19 protein-coding genes are annotated in these 19408 nt (G+C 52.5%); 8 read left to right on the forward strand and 11 right to left on the reverse strand.

What is annotated here, in order from left to right; all coding sequences use genetic code 11:
- Window positions 1-4 precede the first annotated feature (4 nt).
- From glnD to QWJ20_RS05750, 3 genes are all read left to right on the forward strand, one after another.
- Window positions 5-2719, forward strand: a complete 2715-nt coding sequence (glnD, locus tag QWJ20_RS05740) for a bifunctional uridylyltransferase/uridylyl-removing protein GlnD (RefSeq protein WP_224072377.1) — start codon at window positions 5-7, stop codon at window positions 2717-2719.
- Between the two features lie 28 nt (window positions 2720-2747).
- Window positions 2748-3575, forward strand: a complete 828-nt coding sequence (gene dapD / locus QWJ20_RS05745) for a 2,3,4,5-tetrahydropyridine-2,6-dicarboxylate N-succinyltransferase (RefSeq protein ID WP_010284812.1) — start codon at window positions 2748-2750, stop codon at window positions 3573-3575.
- A 212-nt stretch (window positions 3576-3787) separates the two neighbouring features.
- Entirely contained in the window at window positions 3788-4177 is a 390-nt protein-coding gene (locus QWJ20_RS05750) for a DUF3461 family protein (RefSeq protein ID WP_010296391.1), read from the forward strand.
- Between the two features lie 73 nt (window positions 4178-4250).
- Here QWJ20_RS05750 and QWJ20_RS05755 read toward each other — a convergent pair whose 3' ends face one another.
- The 6 genes from QWJ20_RS05755 to syd all read right to left on the reverse strand — a co-directional run bounded on the left by QWJ20_RS05755 (window position 4251) and on the right by syd (window position 9885).
- Window positions 4251-4706: a flavodoxin gene (locus QWJ20_RS05755; RefSeq protein ID WP_095701857.1), complete on the reverse strand. Its 456-nt coding sequence runs from the start codon at window positions 4704-4706 to the stop codon at window positions 4251-4253.
- Between the two features lie 55 nt (window positions 4707-4761).
- Complete coding sequence (gene truC, locus QWJ20_RS05760) at window positions 4762-5547, reverse strand: tRNA pseudouridine(65) synthase TruC (protein ID WP_433992386.1); 786 nt, start codon at window positions 5545-5547, stop codon at window positions 4762-4764.
- Window positions 5540-5890 (reverse strand): YqcC family protein, encoded by a 351-nt coding sequence (locus tag QWJ20_RS05765; protein ID WP_095701856.1) that lies wholly within the window; start codon window positions 5888-5890, stop codon window positions 5540-5542. The genes truC and QWJ20_RS05765 overlap by 8 nt, the downstream gene beginning before the upstream one ends.
- Window positions 5891-5981: 91 nt before the next feature.
- Window positions 5982-6428 carry a MarR family winged helix-turn-helix transcriptional regulator gene (locus QWJ20_RS05770; RefSeq protein ID WP_226308537.1) on the reverse strand — a complete coding sequence of 149 codons (447 nt, stop codon included), beginning with the start codon at window positions 6426-6428 and terminating at the stop codon, window positions 5982-5984.
- Between the two features lie 328 nt (window positions 6429-6756).
- Window positions 6757-8433, reverse strand: a complete 1677-nt coding sequence (locus QWJ20_RS05775) for an amidohydrolase (RefSeq protein WP_433992387.1) — start codon at window positions 8431-8433, stop codon at window positions 6757-6759.
- Window positions 8434-9336: 903 nt separating this feature from the next.
- Entirely contained in the window at window positions 9337-9885 is a 549-nt protein-coding gene (syd, locus tag QWJ20_RS05780) for a SecY-interacting protein (RefSeq protein WP_433992051.1), read from the reverse strand.
- Between the two features lie 70 nt (window positions 9886-9955).
- On the opposite strand from syd, the gene queF reads away from it, so the two are divergent.
- The 3 genes from queF (at window position 9956) to xni (ending at window position 13342) form a co-directional block, all read left to right on the forward strand.
- Window positions 9956-10804 carry an NADPH-dependent 7-cyano-7-deazaguanine reductase QueF gene (gene queF, locus QWJ20_RS05785; protein WP_433992052.1) on the forward strand — a complete coding sequence of 283 codons (849 nt, stop codon included), beginning with the start codon at window positions 9956-9958 and terminating at the stop codon, window positions 10802-10804.
- Between the two features lie 318 nt (window positions 10805-11122).
- Window positions 11123-12487, forward strand: a complete 1365-nt coding sequence (ppnN, locus tag QWJ20_RS05790) for a nucleotide 5'-monophosphate nucleosidase PpnN (RefSeq protein WP_010284789.1) — start codon at window positions 11123-11125, stop codon at window positions 12485-12487.
- Window positions 12488-12559: 72 nt separating this feature from the next.
- Complete coding sequence (xni, locus tag QWJ20_RS05795) at window positions 12560-13342, forward strand: flap endonuclease Xni (protein ID WP_433992053.1); 783 nt, start codon at window positions 12560-12562, stop codon at window positions 13340-13342.
- 53 nt (window positions 13343-13395) lie between these two features.
- On the opposite strand, the gene rlmM is transcribed toward xni, so the two are convergent.
- The 4 genes from rlmM to QWJ20_RS05815 all read right to left on the reverse strand — a co-directional run bounded on the left by rlmM (window position 13396) and on the right by QWJ20_RS05815 (window position 16677).
- Window positions 13396-14496 (reverse strand): 23S rRNA (cytidine(2498)-2'-O)-methyltransferase RlmM, encoded by a 1101-nt coding sequence (gene rlmM / locus QWJ20_RS05800; RefSeq protein WP_095701851.1) that lies wholly within the window; start codon window positions 14494-14496, stop codon window positions 13396-13398.
- A complete protein-coding gene (locus QWJ20_RS05805) occupies window positions 14489-14884 on the reverse strand; it encodes a DUF423 domain-containing protein (protein WP_010296354.1) in 396 nt (131 codons plus the stop codon). Before QWJ20_RS05805 ends, rlmM begins: the two co-directional genes overlap by 8 nt.
- A 110-nt stretch (window positions 14885-14994) precedes the next feature.
- On the reverse strand, window positions 14995-15918 hold the full coding sequence (locus tag QWJ20_RS05810; RefSeq protein ID WP_039362098.1) for a transcriptional regulator GcvA: 924 nt from the start codon (window positions 15916-15918) through the stop codon (window positions 14995-14997).
- 537 nt (window positions 15919-16455) lie between these two features.
- Window positions 16456-16677 (reverse strand): YgdI/YgdR family lipoprotein, encoded by a 222-nt coding sequence (locus tag QWJ20_RS05815; protein WP_005975888.1) that lies wholly within the window; start codon window positions 16675-16677, stop codon window positions 16456-16458.
- Window positions 16678-16860: 183 nt separating this feature from the next.
- On the opposite strand from QWJ20_RS05815, the gene csdA reads away from it, so the two are divergent.
- Both csdA and csdE read left to right on the forward strand, forming a co-directional pair.
- Complete coding sequence (gene csdA / locus QWJ20_RS05820) at window positions 16861-18066, forward strand: cysteine desulfurase CsdA (protein WP_433992054.1); 1206 nt, start codon at window positions 16861-16863, stop codon at window positions 18064-18066.
- A gap of 3 nt (window positions 18067-18069) precedes the next feature.
- A complete protein-coding gene (gene csdE, locus QWJ20_RS05825; protein WP_433992055.1) occupies window positions 18070-18525 on the forward strand; it encodes a cysteine desulfurase sulfur acceptor subunit CsdE in 456 nt (151 codons plus the stop codon).
- 51 nt (window positions 18526-18576) lie between these two features.
- Here csdE and tcdA read toward each other — a convergent pair whose 3' ends face one another.
- Window positions 18577-19389 carry a tRNA cyclic N6-threonylcarbamoyladenosine(37) synthase TcdA gene (tcdA, locus tag QWJ20_RS05830; protein WP_095993874.1) on the reverse strand — a complete coding sequence of 271 codons (813 nt, stop codon included), beginning with the start codon at window positions 19387-19389 and terminating at the stop codon, window positions 18577-18579.
- Window positions 19390-19408: the final 19 nt, after the last annotated feature.

A 19408-nucleotide genomic window follows, 5' to 3' on the forward strand; every position in this document is an offset into this window, starting at 1 on the left:
CGCTATGACAGATAACCGATTTTCGCCAGACAGTACGCCACCTAACGCGTCCTCATCAAACAGCCCTATAGACCCCATCGCGCCAGTACAGTTGCCCGCCTCACCGCTGACCTATGCTGATGACATGCTGAATTGTCAGACGTTAAAACAGCAACTGGAACTGTTTCAGCTTTGGCTCGGTTCAGAATTCCGTTCCGGCGTCAGCGCAGAAAAGCTGATTGATGCCAGAACCTTGTTCATCGATCGCCTGTTGCAGCGGCTGTGGTACTTCTACGGCTTTGAAAATATCGCGCAAACTGCGCTGGTCGCCGTAGGCGGATATGGCCGCGGTGAACTACACCCGCTTTCCGATATCGACGTGCTGGTATTAAGCCAGACGGCACTCAGTGAAGAACATTCCCAGCGTGTCGGCCAATTCATCACCCTACTGTGGGATTTGAAGCTGGAAGTCGGCCATAGCGTCAGAACGCTGGAAGAGTGCTTACAGGAAGGACGCGCAGATATCTCCGTCGCGACCAATCTGATCGAATCCCGCATGATATGCGGCGACGTCGCCCTGTTTCTCTCGCTGCAAAAAAACATATTCAGTGATGAATTTTGGCCGTCAGACACGTTTTTCCCGGCAAAAATCGCCGAACAGCAGGAACGCCATCAGCGCTATCACAGTACCAGCTACAATCTGGAACCCGACATCAAAAGCAGCCCAGGCGGGCTACGCGACATTCACACGCTGCTGTGGGTCGCGAGACGCCACTTCGGCGCGACGTCACTCAATGAAATGGTCGGTTTCGGCTTTCTAACCGAGGCCGAGCGTAAAGAGCTGAACGAATGCCAAAGCTTTTTGTGGCGCATCCGCTTCGCCCTGCATCTGATCCTGCCGCGTTACGACAACCGGCTGCTGTTCGACAGGCAGTTGAACGTCGCACAGTTGCTGCAATATCAGGGCGAAGGTAACACGCCAGTCGAACGCATGATGAAGGATTTCTACCGAATGACGCGTCGCGTCAGCGAGTTGAACCAGATGCTGTTGCAGCTCTTTGACGAAGCGATTCTGGCGTTGGATGCAAGTGAAAAACCTCGCCCGATTGACGATGAGTTTCAGCTACGCGGCAATCTGCTAGACCTGCGCGATGAAAACCTGTTTATCAAAAAGCCGGAAGCCATCATGCGCATGTTCTACCTAATGGTGCGCAACCGTGACATCAGCGGCATTTACTCCACCACGTTGCGCCAACTGCGCCATGCTCGTCGCCATCTCGCCAGCCCGCTGTGCACCATCCCGGAAGCACGCCAGCTGTTCATGAATATTCTGCGCCATCCGCATGCGGTCAGCCGTGCGCTGCTGCCAATGCATCGCCACAGCGTGCTGTGGGCCTATATGCCGCTGTGGGGGAACATCGTCGGTCAGATGCAGTTCGATCTGTTTCACGCCTATACGGTGGATGAGCACACGATCCGCGTTCTGCTCAAGCTGGAAAGCTTCGCCGACGAGGATACGCGACCCCAGCATCCGCTGTGCGTCGAGCTCTACCCTCGCCTGCCTCAGCCTGAATTATTGCTGTTGGCCGCGCTGTTCCACGATATCGCGAAAGGTCGTGGGGGCGATCACTCTGAGCTGGGCGCGCAGGATGTGCTGGAGTTTGCGGCGCTGCACGGGCTAAATTCGCGTGAAGCTCAGTTGGTTTCCTGGCTGGTGCGCTGCCACCTGCTGATGTCCGTCACCGCACAGCGTCGCGATATTCAGGATCCCACCGTTATTCAGCAATTTGCCACCGAAGTGCAGAGCGAAACCCGCCTGCGCTATCTGGTCAGCCTGACGGTTGCGGATATCTGTGCCACCAATGAAACGCTGTGGAATAGTTGGAAACAGAGCCTGTTGCGTGAACTCTATTTCGCGACGGAGAAACAGCTACGCCGTGGCATGCAAAATACGCCAGATTTGCGCGAACGCGTCCGACATCACCGCTTGCAGGCGCTGGCGCTGCTGCGTATGGACAATATTGACGAAGAGGCGTTGCACCATATCTGGAGCCGCTGTCGGGCCGATTATTTCCTGCGCCACTCGCCAAACCAGCTTGCCTGGCACGCGCGCCACTTGCTGGAGCATGATGTCAACAAACCGCTGGTGCTGATCAGCCATCAAGCCAGCCGTGGCGGTACAGAGATTTTTATCTGGAGCCCAGACAGGCCTTATCTTTTCGCAGCGGTCGCTGGCGAACTGGATCGGCGCAACCTCAGCGTGCACGATGCGCAGATTTTTACCAGCCGCGACGGCATGGCGATGGATACGTTCATCGTGCTGGAACCGGACGGCAGCCCGCTGGCGCAGGATCGACATGAAATGATACGCCAGGCGCTGGAGCAGTCGCTGACGCACCGACATTACCAACACCCGCGCGTACGCCGGCCGTCACCCAAGCTGCGGCACTTCAGCGTACCAACGGAAGTCAACTTCCTGCCGACGCACACGGACAGACGCAGTTACATGGAGCTCAGCGCGCTTGACCAACCGGGGCTGCTGGCACGGATCGGTGAGATTTTTGCCGATCTCAACCTGTCGCTGCACGGCGCGCGAATTTCCACGATCGGCGAGCGGGTAGAGGATCTTTTCATTCTGGCCGACAGCGACAGACGGGCATTAAAGCCGGATTTACGCCTTAAATTGCAAGAACGGTTGACAGAAGCCCTTAACCCAAACGATAAAGTACCATTGAGTTAATTTTTACAATCAGGAAAGAGAAATCAGGATGCACCAACAATTACAGAACATCATTGAGACGGCTTTCGAGCGCCGCGCTGAAATCACTCCGGCAAACACAGACACCGTCACGCGTGAAGCCGTCAATCAGGCTATCAACCTGCTGGATAGCGGCGCCCTGCGCGTTGCAGAGAAAATCGACGGCCAGTGGGTTACCCATCAGTGGCTGAAGAAAGCCGTGCTGCTCTCTTTCCGTATTAACGATAACCAACTTATCGAAGGCGGAGAAACACGCTTTTTCGACAAAGTACCAATGAAATTCGCTGACTATGATGAAGCGCGTTTCCAGCGTGAAGGCGTGCGTGTTGCACCGCCAGCCAGCGTGCGTCGCGGTGCTTATATCGCACGTAACACCGTGCTGATGCCGTCTTACGTCAACATCGGCGCTTACGTTGATGAAGGCACGATGGTCGATACGTGGGTAACCGTCGGTTCTTGTGCTCAGATCGGTAAAAATGTTCACCTGTCCGGCGGCGTCGGTATCGGTGGCGTTCTGGAGCCGTTACAGGCTAACCCAACCATCATCGAAGATAACTGCTTCATCGGTGCGCGTTCTGAAGTCGTGGAAGGCGTTGTCGTTGAGGAAGGTTCCGTCATCTCGATGGGCGTGTTCATCAGCCAAAGCACACGTATTTACGATCGTGAAACCGGTGAAATTCACTATGGTCGCGTCCCGGCTGGCTCCGTTGTGGTTTCCGGCAACCTGCCGTCTAAAGATGGCAGCCACAGCCTGTACTGTGCAATCATTGTGAAGAAAGTGGATGCGAAAACCCGCGCTAAAGTGGGTATCAATGAGTTATTACGCTCCATCGACTAAACTAGAAACGGCGGGTTAATCACCCGCCGTTTTTTTATGCTCGAACGATAAGTTATTTATATGTTCCCTAAATAATTCGAGTTTCAGGCAGGCGGCAAGCGAAGGAATCCCGATGAGCTTACTCGGGTAAGTGATTCGGGTGACTGAACGCAGCCAACGCACATACAACTTGAAGTATGACGGGTATATCTAAAAACCGAGAAGGTGGCGCTATGTATGACAATCTAAAAAGCCTGGGCATTACCAATCCCGATGATATCGATCGCTATAGTCTGCGTCAGGAAGCAAACAACGACATCCTGAAGATCTATTTCCGTAAAGATAAGGGCGAATTTTTCGCTAAAAGCGTGAAGTTCAAATACCCGCGCCAGCGCAAGACCGTCGTGGCAGACAATTCTGGACAGGGCTACAAAGAGATCAACGAGATCAGCCCAAATCTGCGCTATGTGATTGATGAATTAGACAAGATTTGCCAGCAGGAACAGGTTGAAGTCGATCTGAAGCGCAAAATCCTTGACGATCTGCGTCATCTGGAAAGCGTGGTTTCCAACAAAATTACCGAAATCGAAGCGGATTTAGAGAAGCTGACCAAGAATCGCTAAGCGCGATTATCTCAACAAGCCGCAAACGAAAACGGGAGCACGACAGGCTCCCGTTTCTCATTTCAGCACAGCATCACTGCGCGTCAACCAAATCAGCCCATGCTTCAACCCACGGGCATGAAATCACTTCTGGCTCAGGATGTTCGACGGCATCAACGTCCAACACATCGCCCAGGCGCTTAGCCCCGATGTCCTGCAATAAGGCATCGAAAAGATGGCCACCCGCGCAGAAATTCGGGTAACTGCTGTCACCCAGCGCAATCACGCCATAGCGCAGCGCGGGCTGGTAACCGCCTTTTTCACGCAGTGCGGCGTAAAGCGGAACAATAGAATCAGGTAACTGGCCTTGTCCCGTCGTCGACGTGACAACTAACACCGTATGCTCGCGGTAGTCCAGCCAGGATTCCAGCGTCGCATCTTCAAAGACCTTAACCTCGTGGCCACGATCCTTGAGAATATTTTCGGCTTCTTCGGCCACCAGCAATGCATTCCCGTAGACCGTACCAACAAAAATACCAATCTGCGCCATGCTTCTGACTCCCTTTTTAATTCAATATATTTAATTAAAAGTAATACGCCAGATATTACCCGACGGAATGCTCGCTATCCTGACCTGAGTCGGCGGGAAACTCAACCCCTTCAAACTCAGGGAGAATTCCCTGCCAGCCAAACTGTGTCATCACGCCCTGCCACGGAGCATCCCAACGCGCCTGCAACCTCAATGGTTGTCCGCTCACTGGATGATTCAGCTGTAACTCGCTGGCATGCAGCATGAGCCTGCCGCAGGAGAAGTGCGTCTCCATACCGCGATTGTGTCGCAAGTCGCCGTGCGCGGTATCGCCGATAATCGGATGGTGGATATGTGACATATGGCGGCGGAGTTGGTGCTTGCGTCCGGTCTGTGGCTTCAGTTCCATCAGACTGTAGCGTGCCGTTGGGTAACGGCCGATGGCAACCGGCATCTCGACCTGCGCCAAAGAACGGTAATCCGTAACGGCAGGCTGCGGCGCCTTATCAGGATTGGTAAATTTGTCGGCGATCTTGTCCAGCTCTTCAGTGAGCGCGTAATCGATCACGCCGTCATCCAGCACATAGCCCCGCACAACGGCATGATACATTTTCTGCATCTGGTGTGATTCAAACTGCTGGGATAACGCACGCGCGACATCGCTGGACAGCGCGAGCAGCAACACGCCGGATGTCGGCCTATCGAGACGATGAACGGTATACACATGCTGGCCGATCTGATCGCGCACGGTCTGCATCACCACGACTTTTTCTTTGCGATCCAGCCAGCTACGATGGACTAACCAGCCACTGGGTTTATTGACGGCAACCAGATGCTCATCCTGATAAATAATCTCAAGCATCGTGCGCTGCGCCATCCTGTACATCCGGGCGGAACAACTCATCAAGCTGCCCGATACGCAACAGAACCGCCGCCGTCTCTTCTGGCGCCCCTTCCAGTGCTTCTTCAAAATAAGGCAGCAAGACCAGCTCAGCGGGCAGTGCGAGCTCGCTGTCCAATAAGGCATGCATGCGCGGCAAAAAGACCCACTGCAACCACTCTTCGGGTTTCATGGTATCGAGGCTGAAGGGCTCCGTGCTGTTAAACGCCTCCTCTTCCGGCGGGACGACCTGCCAGAAAGGGCTTTCCCTCAACGCGCGCTCGATATCGAATAATGACTGACGAACCTGGTTCTCTCTACTCATGCGGTTTCTCGCCCTTGACGCCAACAGTAATGGCGGCAAAGCATAGCACTGATATCAGCCTGACCCAATCGCCAGTGAAAAGACAACCCGGCTACTCACTCACCCCAGGCACATTCTCCATCTCTTGCTCAAACAGCGTGCAGAATCCCTCTAAATTGGAGAAAAGTTGCTGCGTTCGTTCCTGACCCAGCGCCCCAAAAGCGCGCTCACTTAATATCTGCGATTGCGTCAAAATTGGTTGAGTACGCTTTTTTCCCAGCTCAGTTAGCGTCAGGATCTTTTCCCGCTTGTCATGTTCGCTTTCGGTGATATCAATCAGCCCTTGTTCTTTGAATAACTTGCAGATGCTAAACACGGTTTGTTTAGGCAGACTCCATCGCTCACAAATATATTTTTGCGTGCATTTTCCATCAGGGGATACCGCCAAAGAGTGCAGCACCGCAAAGGCGTTTTGATTAAAGCCTAACTTCTTCATCCACTGCTGAAACAAGTTATCAAGGTGATTGAGTTGTCTGCCTAACTCATCTAATCGATACATATGAAATATCCTACAAATGGGCTAATCGCTTAAAATCGCCAGGGTAATAAAATCCACGATCTGCATTATCTACCCAACATGTTTCAGGTGACAGAGGCATTGATAGGATTACCCGCCCCATCCATAGGCTTTGCGCTATTGGGAACAGCAGCCACTCGACTCAGCGTTGCCACTTCCCCAGTCACTGACGCTTGCCAGCTTCCGGGGAAGTCATTCGGCGACGGCTTTCCATGCCGCCGAGCTATATTGGATACGAACGGTATTGGATAAGAACCGATATTGGATACGAACCGATATTGGATACGAACGGTATTGGGTACGATGTACGTTAGTACACTTTTTCCCCTTTGAAATAGGTTGCCAACACCTTGGTATCTTTCAGCTTTTCCAGTCCCACGCTGCCAATATCGGTATCCACGATAATAAAGTCGGCGTTTTTCCCTTTCTCAAGACTGCCGGTTATATCGCTAATACCAAGCTGCTTCGCGCCATTAATCGTGTAAGCCTGCAAGCTTTGGCTGAACGTCATTGCCGCCTCGGTTGGGGGGAGATAGCCGGCATTTGGCTGGCCGCGTTTGATGGCGTGATACATTTGATTGAACGGGTTCACCGCATCAAAGGTATTCGCAGGGTAATCAGAGCCGAACGTTACCGCGACCCCCTCGCGTGCTACTTGTCCGAGCAGGAATTGGTGATGATAAGCGTCGTGACCAATTTTGGTCCTCGTTTCATCTTTTTCATACATCACCGCCCAGTTTGGCGTCGTTTGCAGGAATAAATTGTCCTTCATGGCGGCAAACTTCTGCACGCCCTGTGGCTCAAATACCTGGTTGTGGGCAATCACGCGGGCCAACTGCGGGTTAATTTTTTTGTTAGCCTCAAAGGCGTCTAAAATCGACTGCTGTGCTTTATCGCCTATTGCGTGTACATGCACAGAGAAACCCGCTTGCAACGCCGCAGCGACATTGTCGTTAATCTGTTGCTGGCTTAAAAATGGCTCGACGACGTTGCCGTTGGGATAAGGCTGGTACATCGCCCCAGAATCCATTTCAATCGTGCCATCCATAAATAATTTATACAGATTCATCGACAAATTACCCTGATGATATTTTTCACGCAGGGCTTTAAGGCTGGCAATATTTTGTTCAGTCGATTTGGCCGCATCATAAAAATAGCCGCGCTGATAATAGACCTTCAGCTTCCCCTGATCGTTTAAGCGGGCAATAGCAGCCACTGTCGTGCTAAACGTATCGCCGACGTCGGTAATCGCCGTAAAACCCAGCGAGTGGTAGGTCTTTAAAATCGGTTGGAGTTTCTCGGCAACGTTCTCGACTGCGTTAAATTGCTGCGCATCGACAACATTGTGCATCGCACTTTCGTGCATAAAACCGGTAGGGTTGCCTTTGTTATCGCGCTCAAAATAATGCTTACCCGGAATAGGATCGGGCGTGTTCGCACCGACACGGGCGACGTTCAACGCTGCACTATTCGCCCACCCCGCGTGCATACCGCTGTCATACACCACGATGGGAACGCTCTCAGACACCGCGTCCAAATCAGCGGCAGTCGGCAATGCTCCTTGCGGCAAACCCAACGAGGCAACATTAAATCCCTGCGCCAATAAATAATTAGCGTTCGGGTGTGCGGTTAAATACACTTTTAATTGGCTAAGAATCTGCGGCAGGGTTGCTGAGCCGTCAACATACACAAAATCACCCGCTTCCATCACGGCTACCGTTGCAGGATGAGCGTGACTTTCAATAAAGCCAGGCAGTACCGTTTTTCCTTCTAAATCAACCAACTCGGTAGCCACTGCTTTGAATGGCTTTGCACCATCATTTCCACCGACGTAGACAATTTCGCCCTGATCCACCACCAGAACGGACGCCGTTGGCTGCCGATCGTTAACGGTATAAATCCGTGCATTTTCATAGACGGTGTGCGCGAAAGCATGGCTGGTAAACAGGCCAAGTGTGACTGACAGCATTTTTACATTGAATTTCATCACTGCATTTTCCTTTGCTAAATAGTCCGATAATTTACTAAAAAATCAATTTAGTAAATTTTCAGACTAATTGCAAATTCTGGACGCTGGCTAAACGTCAATATTCAGCGATGACTTAGGTATCACGTTTTGCGCATTTCTGCTTCGCTGGCGCTACATCCCTGCGTTCGGGGGAAAGGCGCTTGTAATAGGAAAAAATAATACAGGCAAAAAATTGGGGGTACTGATTGCTCAGTACCCCCGGTTCGTTTTATAGCTATCCCGCTACACATTTGCATCCCTGCTCATCCGTGAAAACTTTTCCTTTTTGGTCGTCCTAACCCACAATCCTTGCTGGCGTCCCACTTTCGTCCTGACGTGTCCATCCTGTATCTTCCGTGATTCAATCCCTTTAGGCTCCTGCCCCACCGATATTCCTAATCGGCTCTCGGTCTCCTTCCTGGAGGTGTCCCTGATTTCATCCTGAAACCATGTTTCTTCCTGAAAACCGTTCTTCTTCCTGAAAACAACGCTTCTTCCTGAAGCTACTGTTTCTTCCTAAAACAGTGTTTATCCTTAAAACAGCGTTTCTTCCTAAAACAATGCCTCTTCCTGAAACAATGTTTCTTCCTGAAAACAACCCGAGTGCAGTAACGTTATTTTGTTACCTATAGTAACTGTTACACACACTGTAACCGGTTACTAACTTAAGTAATAAGATGTATTAATTGTCAGCTTTCAGCAAGGGGTAATTGACAGTGTTTCTCAACACCCCTCAAGTGACACTGCGGATTTTTGTTATAATTAACTAATTAATAATGAAAAAATCAAAATGAAACATATTTTCAACATTAAAGATAAGACATTTCTTACAGAGAATGTAAGAGATCTCTCACAAGGCAGAAAGTGAAATTCGATTAACCATTAGATCGCTAACGGATTAAGGCCAGAAAGAAACATCGCCAGCGTTGGTGCTAAGGTCTGACGTTTTTTGGTGCCGAATTCTTCCAGGATGATTTCCCCGGAAACATTACACAGCGACACCATTGTCAGCTCCGAATCGGTCGTCGCTAAAAACAGCGTCGGCGTGAGTTTAAGGCGCTTCTGCGTTAATAAATGACCAATCAGATTCTCCTGCATCCGGGTAAAATCCTCTTCGCTCCATACCTGCAAGAGCTGGCACGATAGCGAATCAAACTGCGCCGCCATATCCCCGGCATACTGCGAGGTGTAAAAAGCATGAACATCAGGATGCAGGCTGATTTCCAGCGCACGTTCCACACCATCCAATGCGGCTGAAGGCACAAAAGGCTGTGGCGACCAGTAAACCGTATCGTCATGATTTTCGACAATACACGGGGAAGGTATACCGTAAAGGGCTTCACTGGCAGGCAAATGCCCCTTTTCCTGCTGCCAACAGGCAACATAGCGCTGGGTAAACGCCGCCAGTGCTGAAACAACCTCATGTTCCATAATTTTTCTCATCACTCTTTTAGTCAGGTTACACTATTCGCCATCACGCTTATCACATCAAGGTAACAGCATGTCCGTCTATGACAAGCATCAGGCCCTGAGCGGGCTGACACTGGGCAAACCCACTCCCTATCACGATCGCTATGATGCCGCACTTCTGCAACCCGTGCCACGTAGCCTGAACCGCGATCCACTCGGCATTTATCCTGATAGCCTGCCTTTTCATGGCGCGGATATCTGGACGCTCTATGAGCTTTCCTGGCTGAACAATCGTGGCGTGCCTCAGGTGGCCGTGGGTGAAATGCATCTCAATGCGGAAAGCCTGAATCTGATTGAATCAAAAAGTTTTAAACTGTATCTGAACAGCTTTAATCAGACGGCATTCGACAGTTGGGAGAGCGTTCGTGCAACGTTAGCCAAGGATCTGGCGCATTGCGCACAGGGGGATGTCAGCATCACGCTTTTCAAACTCAGCGAGCTTGAAGGCCAGCCGCTAGCAGGATTCACAGGCGATTGCATTGACGACCAAGACATCCAGATCGACAGCTACGACTTCAACGCTGACTATCTGGCGACCAACGAACAGGACGCGCCAGTCGTTGAAGAAACGCTGGTCAGCCACCTGCTGAAATCCAACTGTTTGATCACCCATCAGCCTGACTGGGGCTCGGTACAGATTCATTACCACGGCAAGCGTATCAACCGTGAAGCGCTGCTGCGCTATATTGTCTCATTTCGTCATCATAACGAATTTCACGAACAGTGTGTGGAACGAATTTTTAACGACATCATGCGCTACTACCAGCCGGAAAAACTTAGCGTGTATGCCCGCTATACCCGACGCGGCGGGCTGGACATCAACCCGTGGCGCAGCAACACCCCGTTTAACGCGCCAAATGGCCGCCTGCCGCGCCAGTAACTGGCCGATAAGTCGCAGGCTTGCACGGTAATATGCGTAGCGTCACGCAAGTTAGGCAGCAGACTTCTGCCAACATTGGAAAAAATGATGGCAGCGCGTTAAGGTGGTGTGCCAGACAACAGAAGATCCATAACGTCTGAACGGTGCTCAAGTAGGTTTCATTTAGGCTCGCGGTATTTAACGCATGCGCGTTCCGCGTAGTGTCTTAAATGAATGACATTCGTGCCGTGCTGCTGAAACGTCGAGCGTGTAACAACGGAACGTGCTCTCGGCAGCGAGCATGGCATCGCGAATTATATTGCGTTTCAAGGAGCAAAATTGATTACACATATCAGCCCATTGGGATCGATGGATTTGTTATCGCAGTTGGAAGTGGACATGCTGAAAAGCACAGCCAGCAGCGATCTCTACCGTTTGTTTCGCAACTGTTCCCTCGCCGTACTGAATTCCGGTAGCCAGACAGATAACAGCAAAGAGTTGCTGTCTCGTTATGAAGATTTTGATATCAACGTGTTGCGCCGCGAGCGCGGCGTCAAACTGGAATTGGTGAACCCGCCGGAAGACGCCTTCGTTGACGGTAACATCATTCGAGCCTTGCAGGCTAACCTGTTCGCCGTATTGCGCGACATTCTGTTCGTCAACGGCCAAATCGCCAGCGCAGGTCGCTATCAGAACCTGAATCTGGAAAATTCCGCCCATATCACCAATCTGGTGTTCTCTATCCTGCGTAATGCCAGAGCGCTCCACGTCGGAGAAGAACCGAACATGGTGGTCTGCTGGGGCGGCCATTCGATTAATGAAATCGAATACCAGTATGGCCGCAAGGTAGGCAGCCAGCTCGGTCTGCGTGAACTGAATATCTGCACGGGCTGCGGTCCGGGCGCGATGGAAGCGCCAATGAAAGGTGCTGCCGTCGGTCACGCGCAGCAGCGCTACAAAGAAGGACGCTTCATCGGCATGACTGAACCGTCCATCATTGCCGCTGAACCACCGAATCCGCTGGTCAATGAACTGATTATCATGCCGGATATCGAAAAGCGTCTGGAAGCCTTTGTCCGTATTGGACACGGCATCATTATTTTCCCCGGCGGGGTCGGAACGGCGGAAGAGTTCCTCTATCTGCTGGGCATTATGATGAACCCAGAAAACAGCGAGCAGGTGCTGCCGATTATCCTGACCGGACCAGAGGAAAGTGCAGACTATTTCCGCGTGCTGGACGAATTCATTGTTAGCACGCTGGGCCGTCAGGCGCGTCGTTACTACTCGATCATCATTAATGACGCCGCGGAAGTCGCCCGTCAGATGAAGAAAGCGATGCCACAGGTGAAAGAAAGCCGCCGCCACACGGGCGATGCTTATAGCTTTAACTGGTCACTGCGCATCGCACCCGACCTGCAACTGCCGTTTGAGCCGACACATGAAAATATGGCCGACCTCAACCTGCACCCGAATCAGCCGGCTGAAGAGCTGGCTGCCGCGCTGCGTCGGGCGTTCTCCGGCATTGTGGCTGGCAACGTGAAGGAAGTCGGTATTCAGGCGATTGAGCAACGTGGGCCGTACAAAATTCACGGCGACCCGCAGATGATGAAAAGCATGGATACGCTGCTACAGGGCTTTGTCGCCCAGCAGCGCATGAAGCTGCCCGGCAGCGCCTATATTCCCTGCTACGAAATCTGTTCCTAACGATTTACCGCTCGGTCGTACCTATGTGGGGAAGCTCAGCTTCCCCCCTCTTATCACATCAGGAATTACGCGATGCCCGTCCATTTGCTGATTGTTGACGCGCTCAATCTGATACGTCGCATTCATGCGGTACAAGGTTCGCCCTGTATCACGGCATGCCAACATGCGCTGCATCAGCTCATACAAAACAGCCAGCCTACGCACGCGGTCGCTGTCTTTGATGATGAAGATCGCGATACCAGCTGGCGTCACCAACTCTTGCCGGACTACAAGGCGGGACGCACGCCAATGCCGGAGAATCTGAAGCAAGAACTCCCGCAGATTAAAGCGGCGTTTGCCGCCGTTGGCGTAGCAAGCTGGCATAGCCCCGGCAATGAAGCCGACGATCTGGCGGCTACGCTGGCCGTCAAGCTGTCATCCGCGGGTCATCAGGCAACGATTGTGTCGACCGATAAAGGATATTGCCAGCTACTGGCACCACACATTCAGATCAGGGATTACTTTCAGAAACGCTGGCTGGATCTGCCGTTTATCGAACAGGAATTTGGTGTGTCACCGCAGCAGCTTACGGACTACTGGGGGCTGGCAGGCATTAGCAGTAGTAAGATTGCGGGCGTCGCAGGAATCGGTCCTAAAAGTGCCGCACAGCTCTTGCAACAGGCGGGGAGCCTAGAGGCGTTATATCAGCAGTTGGATGCCGTACCGGAGAAGTGGCGTAAGAAGCTGGAACAGCATAAAGACATGGCGCTGATCAGTCGTCAGGTTGCGACGCTGCGTACCGATTTAACGCTGAATGGCAATCTACAGCAGTTAAGATTACCGGTGCAGAATAGCGTTCAGCCGCATTCTCACTAGCGGATGAATACCGATGCGTACCTGAGTGACCTCAGATACGCACCCGCTCGAGACTATCGCTCGTCACGACGGCCGGGCACCGCGCTCCAGAAACGACGAACATGCACGGTGATTTCTTCACGGTCATGGTACAAATGCTTGGCATGCACTTCAGCATTAATCCCATTTTCGCTCAGGCGCTCACGCAGCACGGCCAGATTCTGCGACACTTCTTCATAGCGCTTCTTCATCGGCAACTTCAGGTTGAATATCGCTTCACGACACCAGCCCTTGATTAGCCAATCGCTCATCAGGCTGGTGACTTTCGCGGGCTTCTCCACCATATCGCACACCAGCCAGTACACGTTATTACGCGGTACTTCGAAGCGGAAGCCATCCGCCTGATGGTGCATCACCTGTCCGGTGTCCATCAGGCTCGGTGCCATTGGGCCGTTGTCTACCGCATAAACCATCATGCTGCGTTTAACCAGTTGGTAAGTCCAACCGCCGGGGCAGGCACCTAAATCCACCGCGTACATGCCGCTGCCCAGACGCTCATCCCATTCGTCCGCAGGAATGAAGACATGAAACGCTTCTTCCAGCTTAAGTGTCGAACGGCTTGGTGCATCGGAAGGGAACTTGAGGCGTGGGATCCCCATATAAAACGGTGAGTTGTTATTGCTATAAGAGTAACCGGCATAGCAGCAGCCGGGCGCAATAAACAGCACATGCAGCACCGGACGATCCGCTTTTTCATAGCCCAGCAGAATTTTATGCTCGCGTAATGCAGCGCGCAGCGGCACGGTGAATTTGCGGCAGAACTTCATCAGCTCTTTACTTTCATTGGTGTCGGGGACTTCGACGCGCAGATCTCCCGCGCGCTCAATGGCTCCCGTCAGCATACCAACGATTGGCGTGATGCGGTCTTCCGGCGACAGGTCGCGCAGCAGTTCACCACTCACGAACATCTGGCGGGCAAAAATCAGCTCATGAAACGGCAGCGTTTTTACCAGGCGTTCAGCATCTTCATGCTGATAGCATTCAAACACAACGTAGCCGCTGTTCTCTTTTACCCGCGCGAAGCCAAAGGCATTATGCTCCGTGGCTTTTTCCGTTATTTCCGCCGCACACTCTTTCTCAAACCCAGGGCGGCAATACAAAATGACTTTATTCATGGCGTTTAGCCTTTCTCTTCAGACGCAGTGCGCCAATCAATATTAATATCCATCCCACCAGAAAACAGGCTCCGCCAATCGGCGTCACATAAACCCACAGTTTCAGGTGAGAAAGCGCCAGACAGTACAAACTTCCGCTGAAGAGTACCGTTCCCAACGCCAGAAAAACGCTGCTCCAGTAAAACCACAGATTGGTTCGCTGTTGCATCGCAACCGCCAGCGCTAAAATCGCCAGCGTGTGAAATGCCTGATATTCAAGGCCGGTATGTAGCCAGCCCAGCTCCGTTGCGCCCAGCGTTTTGCTAAGAACGTGAGAGCCAAACGCGCCCAGCGCGACAAAAGTGAAGCCGCTGATAGCAGCAAACACCAGCATGAAACGACTATTCATCGTATTTACCTATAATCGTTGTTGCCTATAAACGAGGTTGCTGACAAAGACCGTCGTTTTCATTCTGCAAATAGATCTGTCATCAATATTCGACAGCCAGCGACACGGCTTCAGCGCGTGCCGTTGTCATAGCGGAAGCGAAATTTTTCCTGTTCGCTGGCTGCCCGCGCCAGAATCCAATGGCGAAAGGCGGCTATTTTACCCAGTTCTGCCTGGCTGTCATGACATACCAGATAAAAAGCATTCCGGCTGACCAACACATCGTTAAACGGGCACACCAGTCGCCCAGCTTCGATTTCCGTCTGTGCCATCACATTATTCGCCAGCGCTACGCCCTGCCCGTGAATCGCCGCCTGCAACACCATCGCGCTGTGGCTGAAAATCGGCCCTTGCTGCACGTTAATCTGTACACCAAGCTGGCGCGTATAGGACAACCAGTCACGACGTGACGCATCGTGCAACAACGTATGGGCGACCAGATCGTCCGGCGTTTTTAACGGGTGATTCCCCGTCAGCAACACTGGCGAGCAAACCGGCAACAGATATTCGGCGTACAGCTTTTCAACTCGCAACCCCGGCCAGTTTCCCCGACCGTAGAAAATCGCGACATCCACGTCATCCGCCAGACGATCTTCGTCGCGATCGACCGCCTGAATACGCACATCAATCCCTGGATAGTCGGAGTTAAAGCTCGAAAGGCGCGGCACCAGCCAATGGATAGCAAAACTGGGCAGCAGGCTAACCGTTAACGCGCCTTTGGCGCTGCGGGATTGCAGCTTACGGGTTGCATCATTCAAAGAGGAGAAGATCTCTTTGATATCAAGATAGTAACTTTGCCCTTCTTCCGTCAGTAGCAGGGAGCGATTACGACGGCGGAATAATTTAAGCCCCAAGAAATCTTCCAGTGACTTAATCTGGTGGCTGACGGCAGCCTGCGTAACAAACAGCTCTTCTGCCGCTTTGGTAAAACTTAAATGGCGAGCCGCCGCATCAAAAACGCGCAATGCGTTGAGCGGAGGGAGACGTTTTGACATGAATGAAATCTTTTGGTTTACGCTAAATCAGCGATTTATCAGGCACATTCGTACCCAATAACGCTTAAGGTGCAGAAAGGCGACAAGCGGAAATCGCCCCAGCCGATCCGCTGTCTGCGCGTTTAAAGCCATCGACAGCGGCCAACCTCTCCACAACGAAAAGATGACGGGTACAACTATTAGTTTTTGTAATCCGAGACATTATAATTTGTCCGTTGAGGATGTACCAGCAAATACCTATATTAGCGCAACTTCCTGGGCCGGAACGAAAAGTGCGGATGGGTGACCTGAGGTGCTTTTGGCTTGTGGTTGTGATGTTGTGTTTGCTATTTGTTTGTCTGCCTTTTGCAGATGTGGTAGCGAGTCTACCCTATTCACTTCCTGTACATTTACCCTGTCTGTCCAAAGTGATTTTTTGTGTAGCACCGCAAATTGCGGTGCTTTTTTTTGCTTACGTTTCACACCTGAATGCCATGACACGCTTATCTAGTATCTGGCACGGCTTAACAGGCAACGTGTGATGATGGGCAAACGGTACTATTTCCCTTTCGCCATTTCTTTCACATTATCACGGTTAATTTGCTGCTGCTGACCGTAGGCATCGGTATAGCTGATCATACCCGTCTCATCATCAACCTTCGGTTTCCCCTCTGCGACGATGGTACGACCGTCATTGGTATGCATGACGTAATTACTGGAACAGGCTGCCAGAGAAAACGCCATCACGATAGCGGCAAAAATAGAAATTTTATTCTTCATAGTTAACCCTCAATAAATTTAAATGTTTTCTAGTTAACCTTATGCATCAGGAAATCCTGAAAATTAACACTTTAAAGCGTAGCAATAGTTGCTTTTTTTTCCATAAAATCGCATTAGGCATAGTCCTAAACTTGTCTCTCTCGACAAAATGGGACAGGATCTGCCCTCCAAAAGAGGATGCACATGACACCGTTTAACCCCGCCACCTTTCGCCAACAGTTCCCCGCTCTCCAGCATTCGACTGTCTATCTTGATAGCGCCGCGACCGCACTGAAGCCGCAGCCCGTCATTGATGCAGTGCAGGCGTTCTATGGCAGCGAGAGTGGTACGGTGCATCGCAGCCAGCATCGCGGCGCACAGGCGTTAACCCAGCGTTTTGAAGGCGCTCGTGAGCAAGTTGCCGCTTTGCTCCACGCAGACGATCCGCGTTCCATTGTCTGGACCAGAGGCACGACGGAAGCGATTAATCTGGTCGCACAGAGCTATGCGCGCCCTCGCCTTCAACCGGGCGACGAGCTCGTCGTGAGCGAAGCGGAACATCACGCTAACCTCATTCCGTGGCTGATGGTGGCGCAGCAAACTGGCGCGAATATCGTGAAGTTACCGATAGGCGCGGACTTCTTGCCGGATATGGAACAGTTAGCCACGCTGATCACGCCAAAAACCCGCCTGCTAGCACTAGGGCAGATGTCAAACGTGACAGGCGGCCAGCCCGATCTGGCGCGTGCGATTGCGCTGGCTCACCGCTATGGCGCAGTCGTGATGGTTGACGGCGCGCAGGGCATCGTTCACTGCCCGCCCGATGTACAGGCGCTGGATATCGATTTCTACGCGTTTTCCGGGCACAAGCTTTATGCACCAACCGGGATCGGCGTGCTGTACGGCAAAACCGCCTTGCTGGAAAGCATGATGCCGTGGCAAGGCGGTGGGAAGATGATGACGCAGGTGTCCTTTGACGGCTTCAAACCGCAGGCGATTCCACAGCGTTTTGAAGCGGGAACCCCGCACATTGCCGGCGTGCTTGGCCTGTCTGCGGCACTAGACTGGCTGACCACGCTGGATTGGCACGCCGCAGAGCAGCATAGCCAGCAGTTGGCACAGCTTGCCGAAACGTATTTAGCGCAGTTTCCCGGCTTTCGCAGCTTCCGTAGCCCGCATTCCAGCGTATTGTCCTTTGATATTGCCGATGTCCACCACAGCGATCTCGTGACGCTGCTAGCCGAAAGCGGCATCGCACTGCGCGCTGGGCATCACTGTGCGCAGCCGCTGATGGACGCACTCGGTGTCAGCGGCACGCTGCGCGCCTCGTTTGCCCCGTATAACAACCAACAAGATGTTGCTGCGCTGATCGCCGCAGTGGGCAACGCCCTTGAATTACTGATCGACTAAACCATGACCCAGATAACTGACACCACGCATCCTTTTGGCCACCACACCACTGTCGCCGACCTGCTGGCGCGCTTCGATGCCTGCCGCGCATGGGAAGATCGTTATCGGCAGCTCATTTTGCTGGCAAAGGCGTTGCCAACGTTGCCCGAGGCGCTGAAAACCGAGGAGATTTCATTATCCGGCTGTGAAAATCGCGTCTGGCTGGGTTATCAACGTCAGGAAGACGGCAGGCTGCATTTTTACGGCGACAGTGATGGGCGCATTGTGCGGGGATTACTGGCGGTGTTGTTAACCGCCGTAGAGGGAGAAACGCCAGAAGCGCTATTGCAGCACGATCCGCTGGCGCTGTTCGATAAGCTGGGGCTTCGCGCTCAGCTCAGCGCTTCGCGTTCAAGCGGACTGGCGGCGCTGGCCGCCAGAATCAAGGAAATTGCCGAACAAGAGGCGGCAGGCAAGTAGCGGAATTCGAGCTATTTCTGCGCCGCAGGCTGGTATGTCACAAACGCTCGGTTACGTCGCAGACGCTCTTTCCCTTTTCGCCATCATCTTCTTCAACGCATGAGAGACCGCAACAAACCCAAAGGTTGCGGTGACCATCGTTGCAGCACCAAAGCCTGACGCACAATCCATACGCATCACCCCATCAGCCGTGCTGCGCGACGCACAAACGGAGCCGTCAGGCTGCGGATAAACCAGCGGTTCGCTGGAAAACACACAGTCGATACCCAGCTTCCCTTTGCTGTTCTTCACCACGTTAAAATCGTGCTTTAACCGCTCGCGCAGCTTGGCAGCCAGCGGATCCTGAATCGTTTTCGCCAGATCGACCACCTCAATGCGGGTCGGATCGATCTGCCCGCCCGCACCGCCGGTTGTCACCACTGGGATCTTATAGCGGCGACAGTAGGAGAGCAGCGCCGCCTTCGGCCGCACGCTGTCGATGGCGTCAATCACATAGCTGAAATTCTGGTCGAGCAGCTCGGCCACGTTTTCCGCGCTGATGAAATCATCCACGCAGGTGACGCGACATTCCGGGTTGATCGCCAGAATACGTTCAGCCATCACTTCCGTCTTTGACTGTCCGGTGTGCTGACGCAGCGCGTGGATCTGCCGGTTGGTGTTACTGACACACACATCATCCATATCGATCAGCGTGATCGCACCGATGCCGGTACGCGCCAACGCCTCAGCCGCCCAGGAGCCGACGCCACCAATACCAATCACGCAAACGTGAGCCTGAGAAAACAGCGCCAGCGCCTGTTGACCATATAACCGCGCGGTGCCGCCGAAGCGTTGCAAATAGGCTTCGGATAATTGCGTACTCATTCAACCAACCTTACGAAAA

This window comes from Pectobacterium sp. S5 (assembly GCF_051707265.1).
Classification (GTDB): Bacteria; Pseudomonadota; Gammaproteobacteria; order Enterobacterales; family Enterobacteriaceae; genus Pectobacterium; species Pectobacterium polare.

Excerpts from the sequence above, each read along its gene's own strand:
- glnD (WP_224072377.1), top strand. The coding sequence starts at position 5 with ATGACAGATAACCGATTTTCGCCAGACAGTACGCCACCTAACGCGTCC.
- dapD (WP_010284812.1), top strand. The coding sequence starts at position 2,748 with ATGCACCAACAATTACAGAACATCATTGAGACGGCTTTCGAGCGCCGC.
- QWJ20_RS05750 (WP_010296391.1), top strand. The coding sequence starts at position 3,788 with ATGTATGACAATCTAAAAAGCCTGGGCATTACCAATCCCGATGATATC.
- QWJ20_RS05755 (WP_095701857.1), bottom strand. The coding sequence starts at position 4,706 with ATGGCGCAGATTGGTATTTTTGTTGGTACGGTCTACGGGAATGCATTG.
- truC (WP_433992386.1), bottom strand. The coding sequence starts at position 5,547 with ATGCTTGAGATTATTTATCAGGATGAGCATCTGGTTGCCGTCAATAAA.
- QWJ20_RS05765 (WP_095701856.1), bottom strand. The coding sequence starts at position 5,890 with ATGAGTAGAGAGAACCAGGTTCGTCAGTCATTATTCGATATCGAGCGC.
- QWJ20_RS05770 (WP_226308537.1), bottom strand. The coding sequence starts at position 6,428 with ATGTATCGATTAGATGAGTTAGGCAGACAACTCAATCACCTTGATAAC.
- QWJ20_RS05775 (WP_433992387.1), bottom strand. The coding sequence starts at position 8,433 with ATGAAATTCAATGTAAAAATGCTGTCAGTCACACTTGGCCTGTTTACC.
- syd (WP_433992051.1), bottom strand. The coding sequence starts at position 9,885 with ATGGAACATGAGGTTGTTTCAGCACTGGCGGCGTTTACCCAGCGCTAT.
- queF (WP_433992052.1), top strand. The coding sequence starts at position 9,956 with ATGTCCGTCTATGACAAGCATCAGGCCCTGAGCGGGCTGACACTGGGC.
- xni (WP_433992053.1), top strand. The coding sequence starts at position 12,560 with ATGCCCGTCCATTTGCTGATTGTTGACGCGCTCAATCTGATACGTCGC.
- rlmM (WP_095701851.1), bottom strand. The coding sequence starts at position 14,496 with ATGAATAAAGTCATTTTGTATTGCCGCCCTGGGTTTGAGAAAGAGTGT.
- QWJ20_RS05805 (WP_010296354.1), bottom strand. The coding sequence starts at position 14,884 with ATGAATAGTCGTTTCATGCTGGTGTTTGCTGCTATCAGCGGCTTCACT.
- QWJ20_RS05810 (WP_039362098.1), bottom strand. The coding sequence starts at position 15,918 with ATGTCAAAACGTCTCCCTCCGCTCAACGCATTGCGCGTTTTTGATGCG.
- QWJ20_RS05815 (WP_005975888.1), bottom strand. The coding sequence starts at position 16,677 with ATGAAGAATAAAATTTCTATTTTTGCCGCTATCGTGATGGCGTTTTCT.
- csdA (WP_433992054.1), top strand. The coding sequence starts at position 16,861 with ATGACACCGTTTAACCCCGCCACCTTTCGCCAACAGTTCCCCGCTCTC.
- csdE (WP_433992055.1), top strand. The coding sequence starts at position 18,070 with ATGACCCAGATAACTGACACCACGCATCCTTTTGGCCACCACACCACT.
- tcdA (WP_095993874.1), bottom strand. The coding sequence starts at position 19,389 with ATGAGTACGCAATTATCCGAAGCCTATTTGCAACGCTTCGGCGGCACC.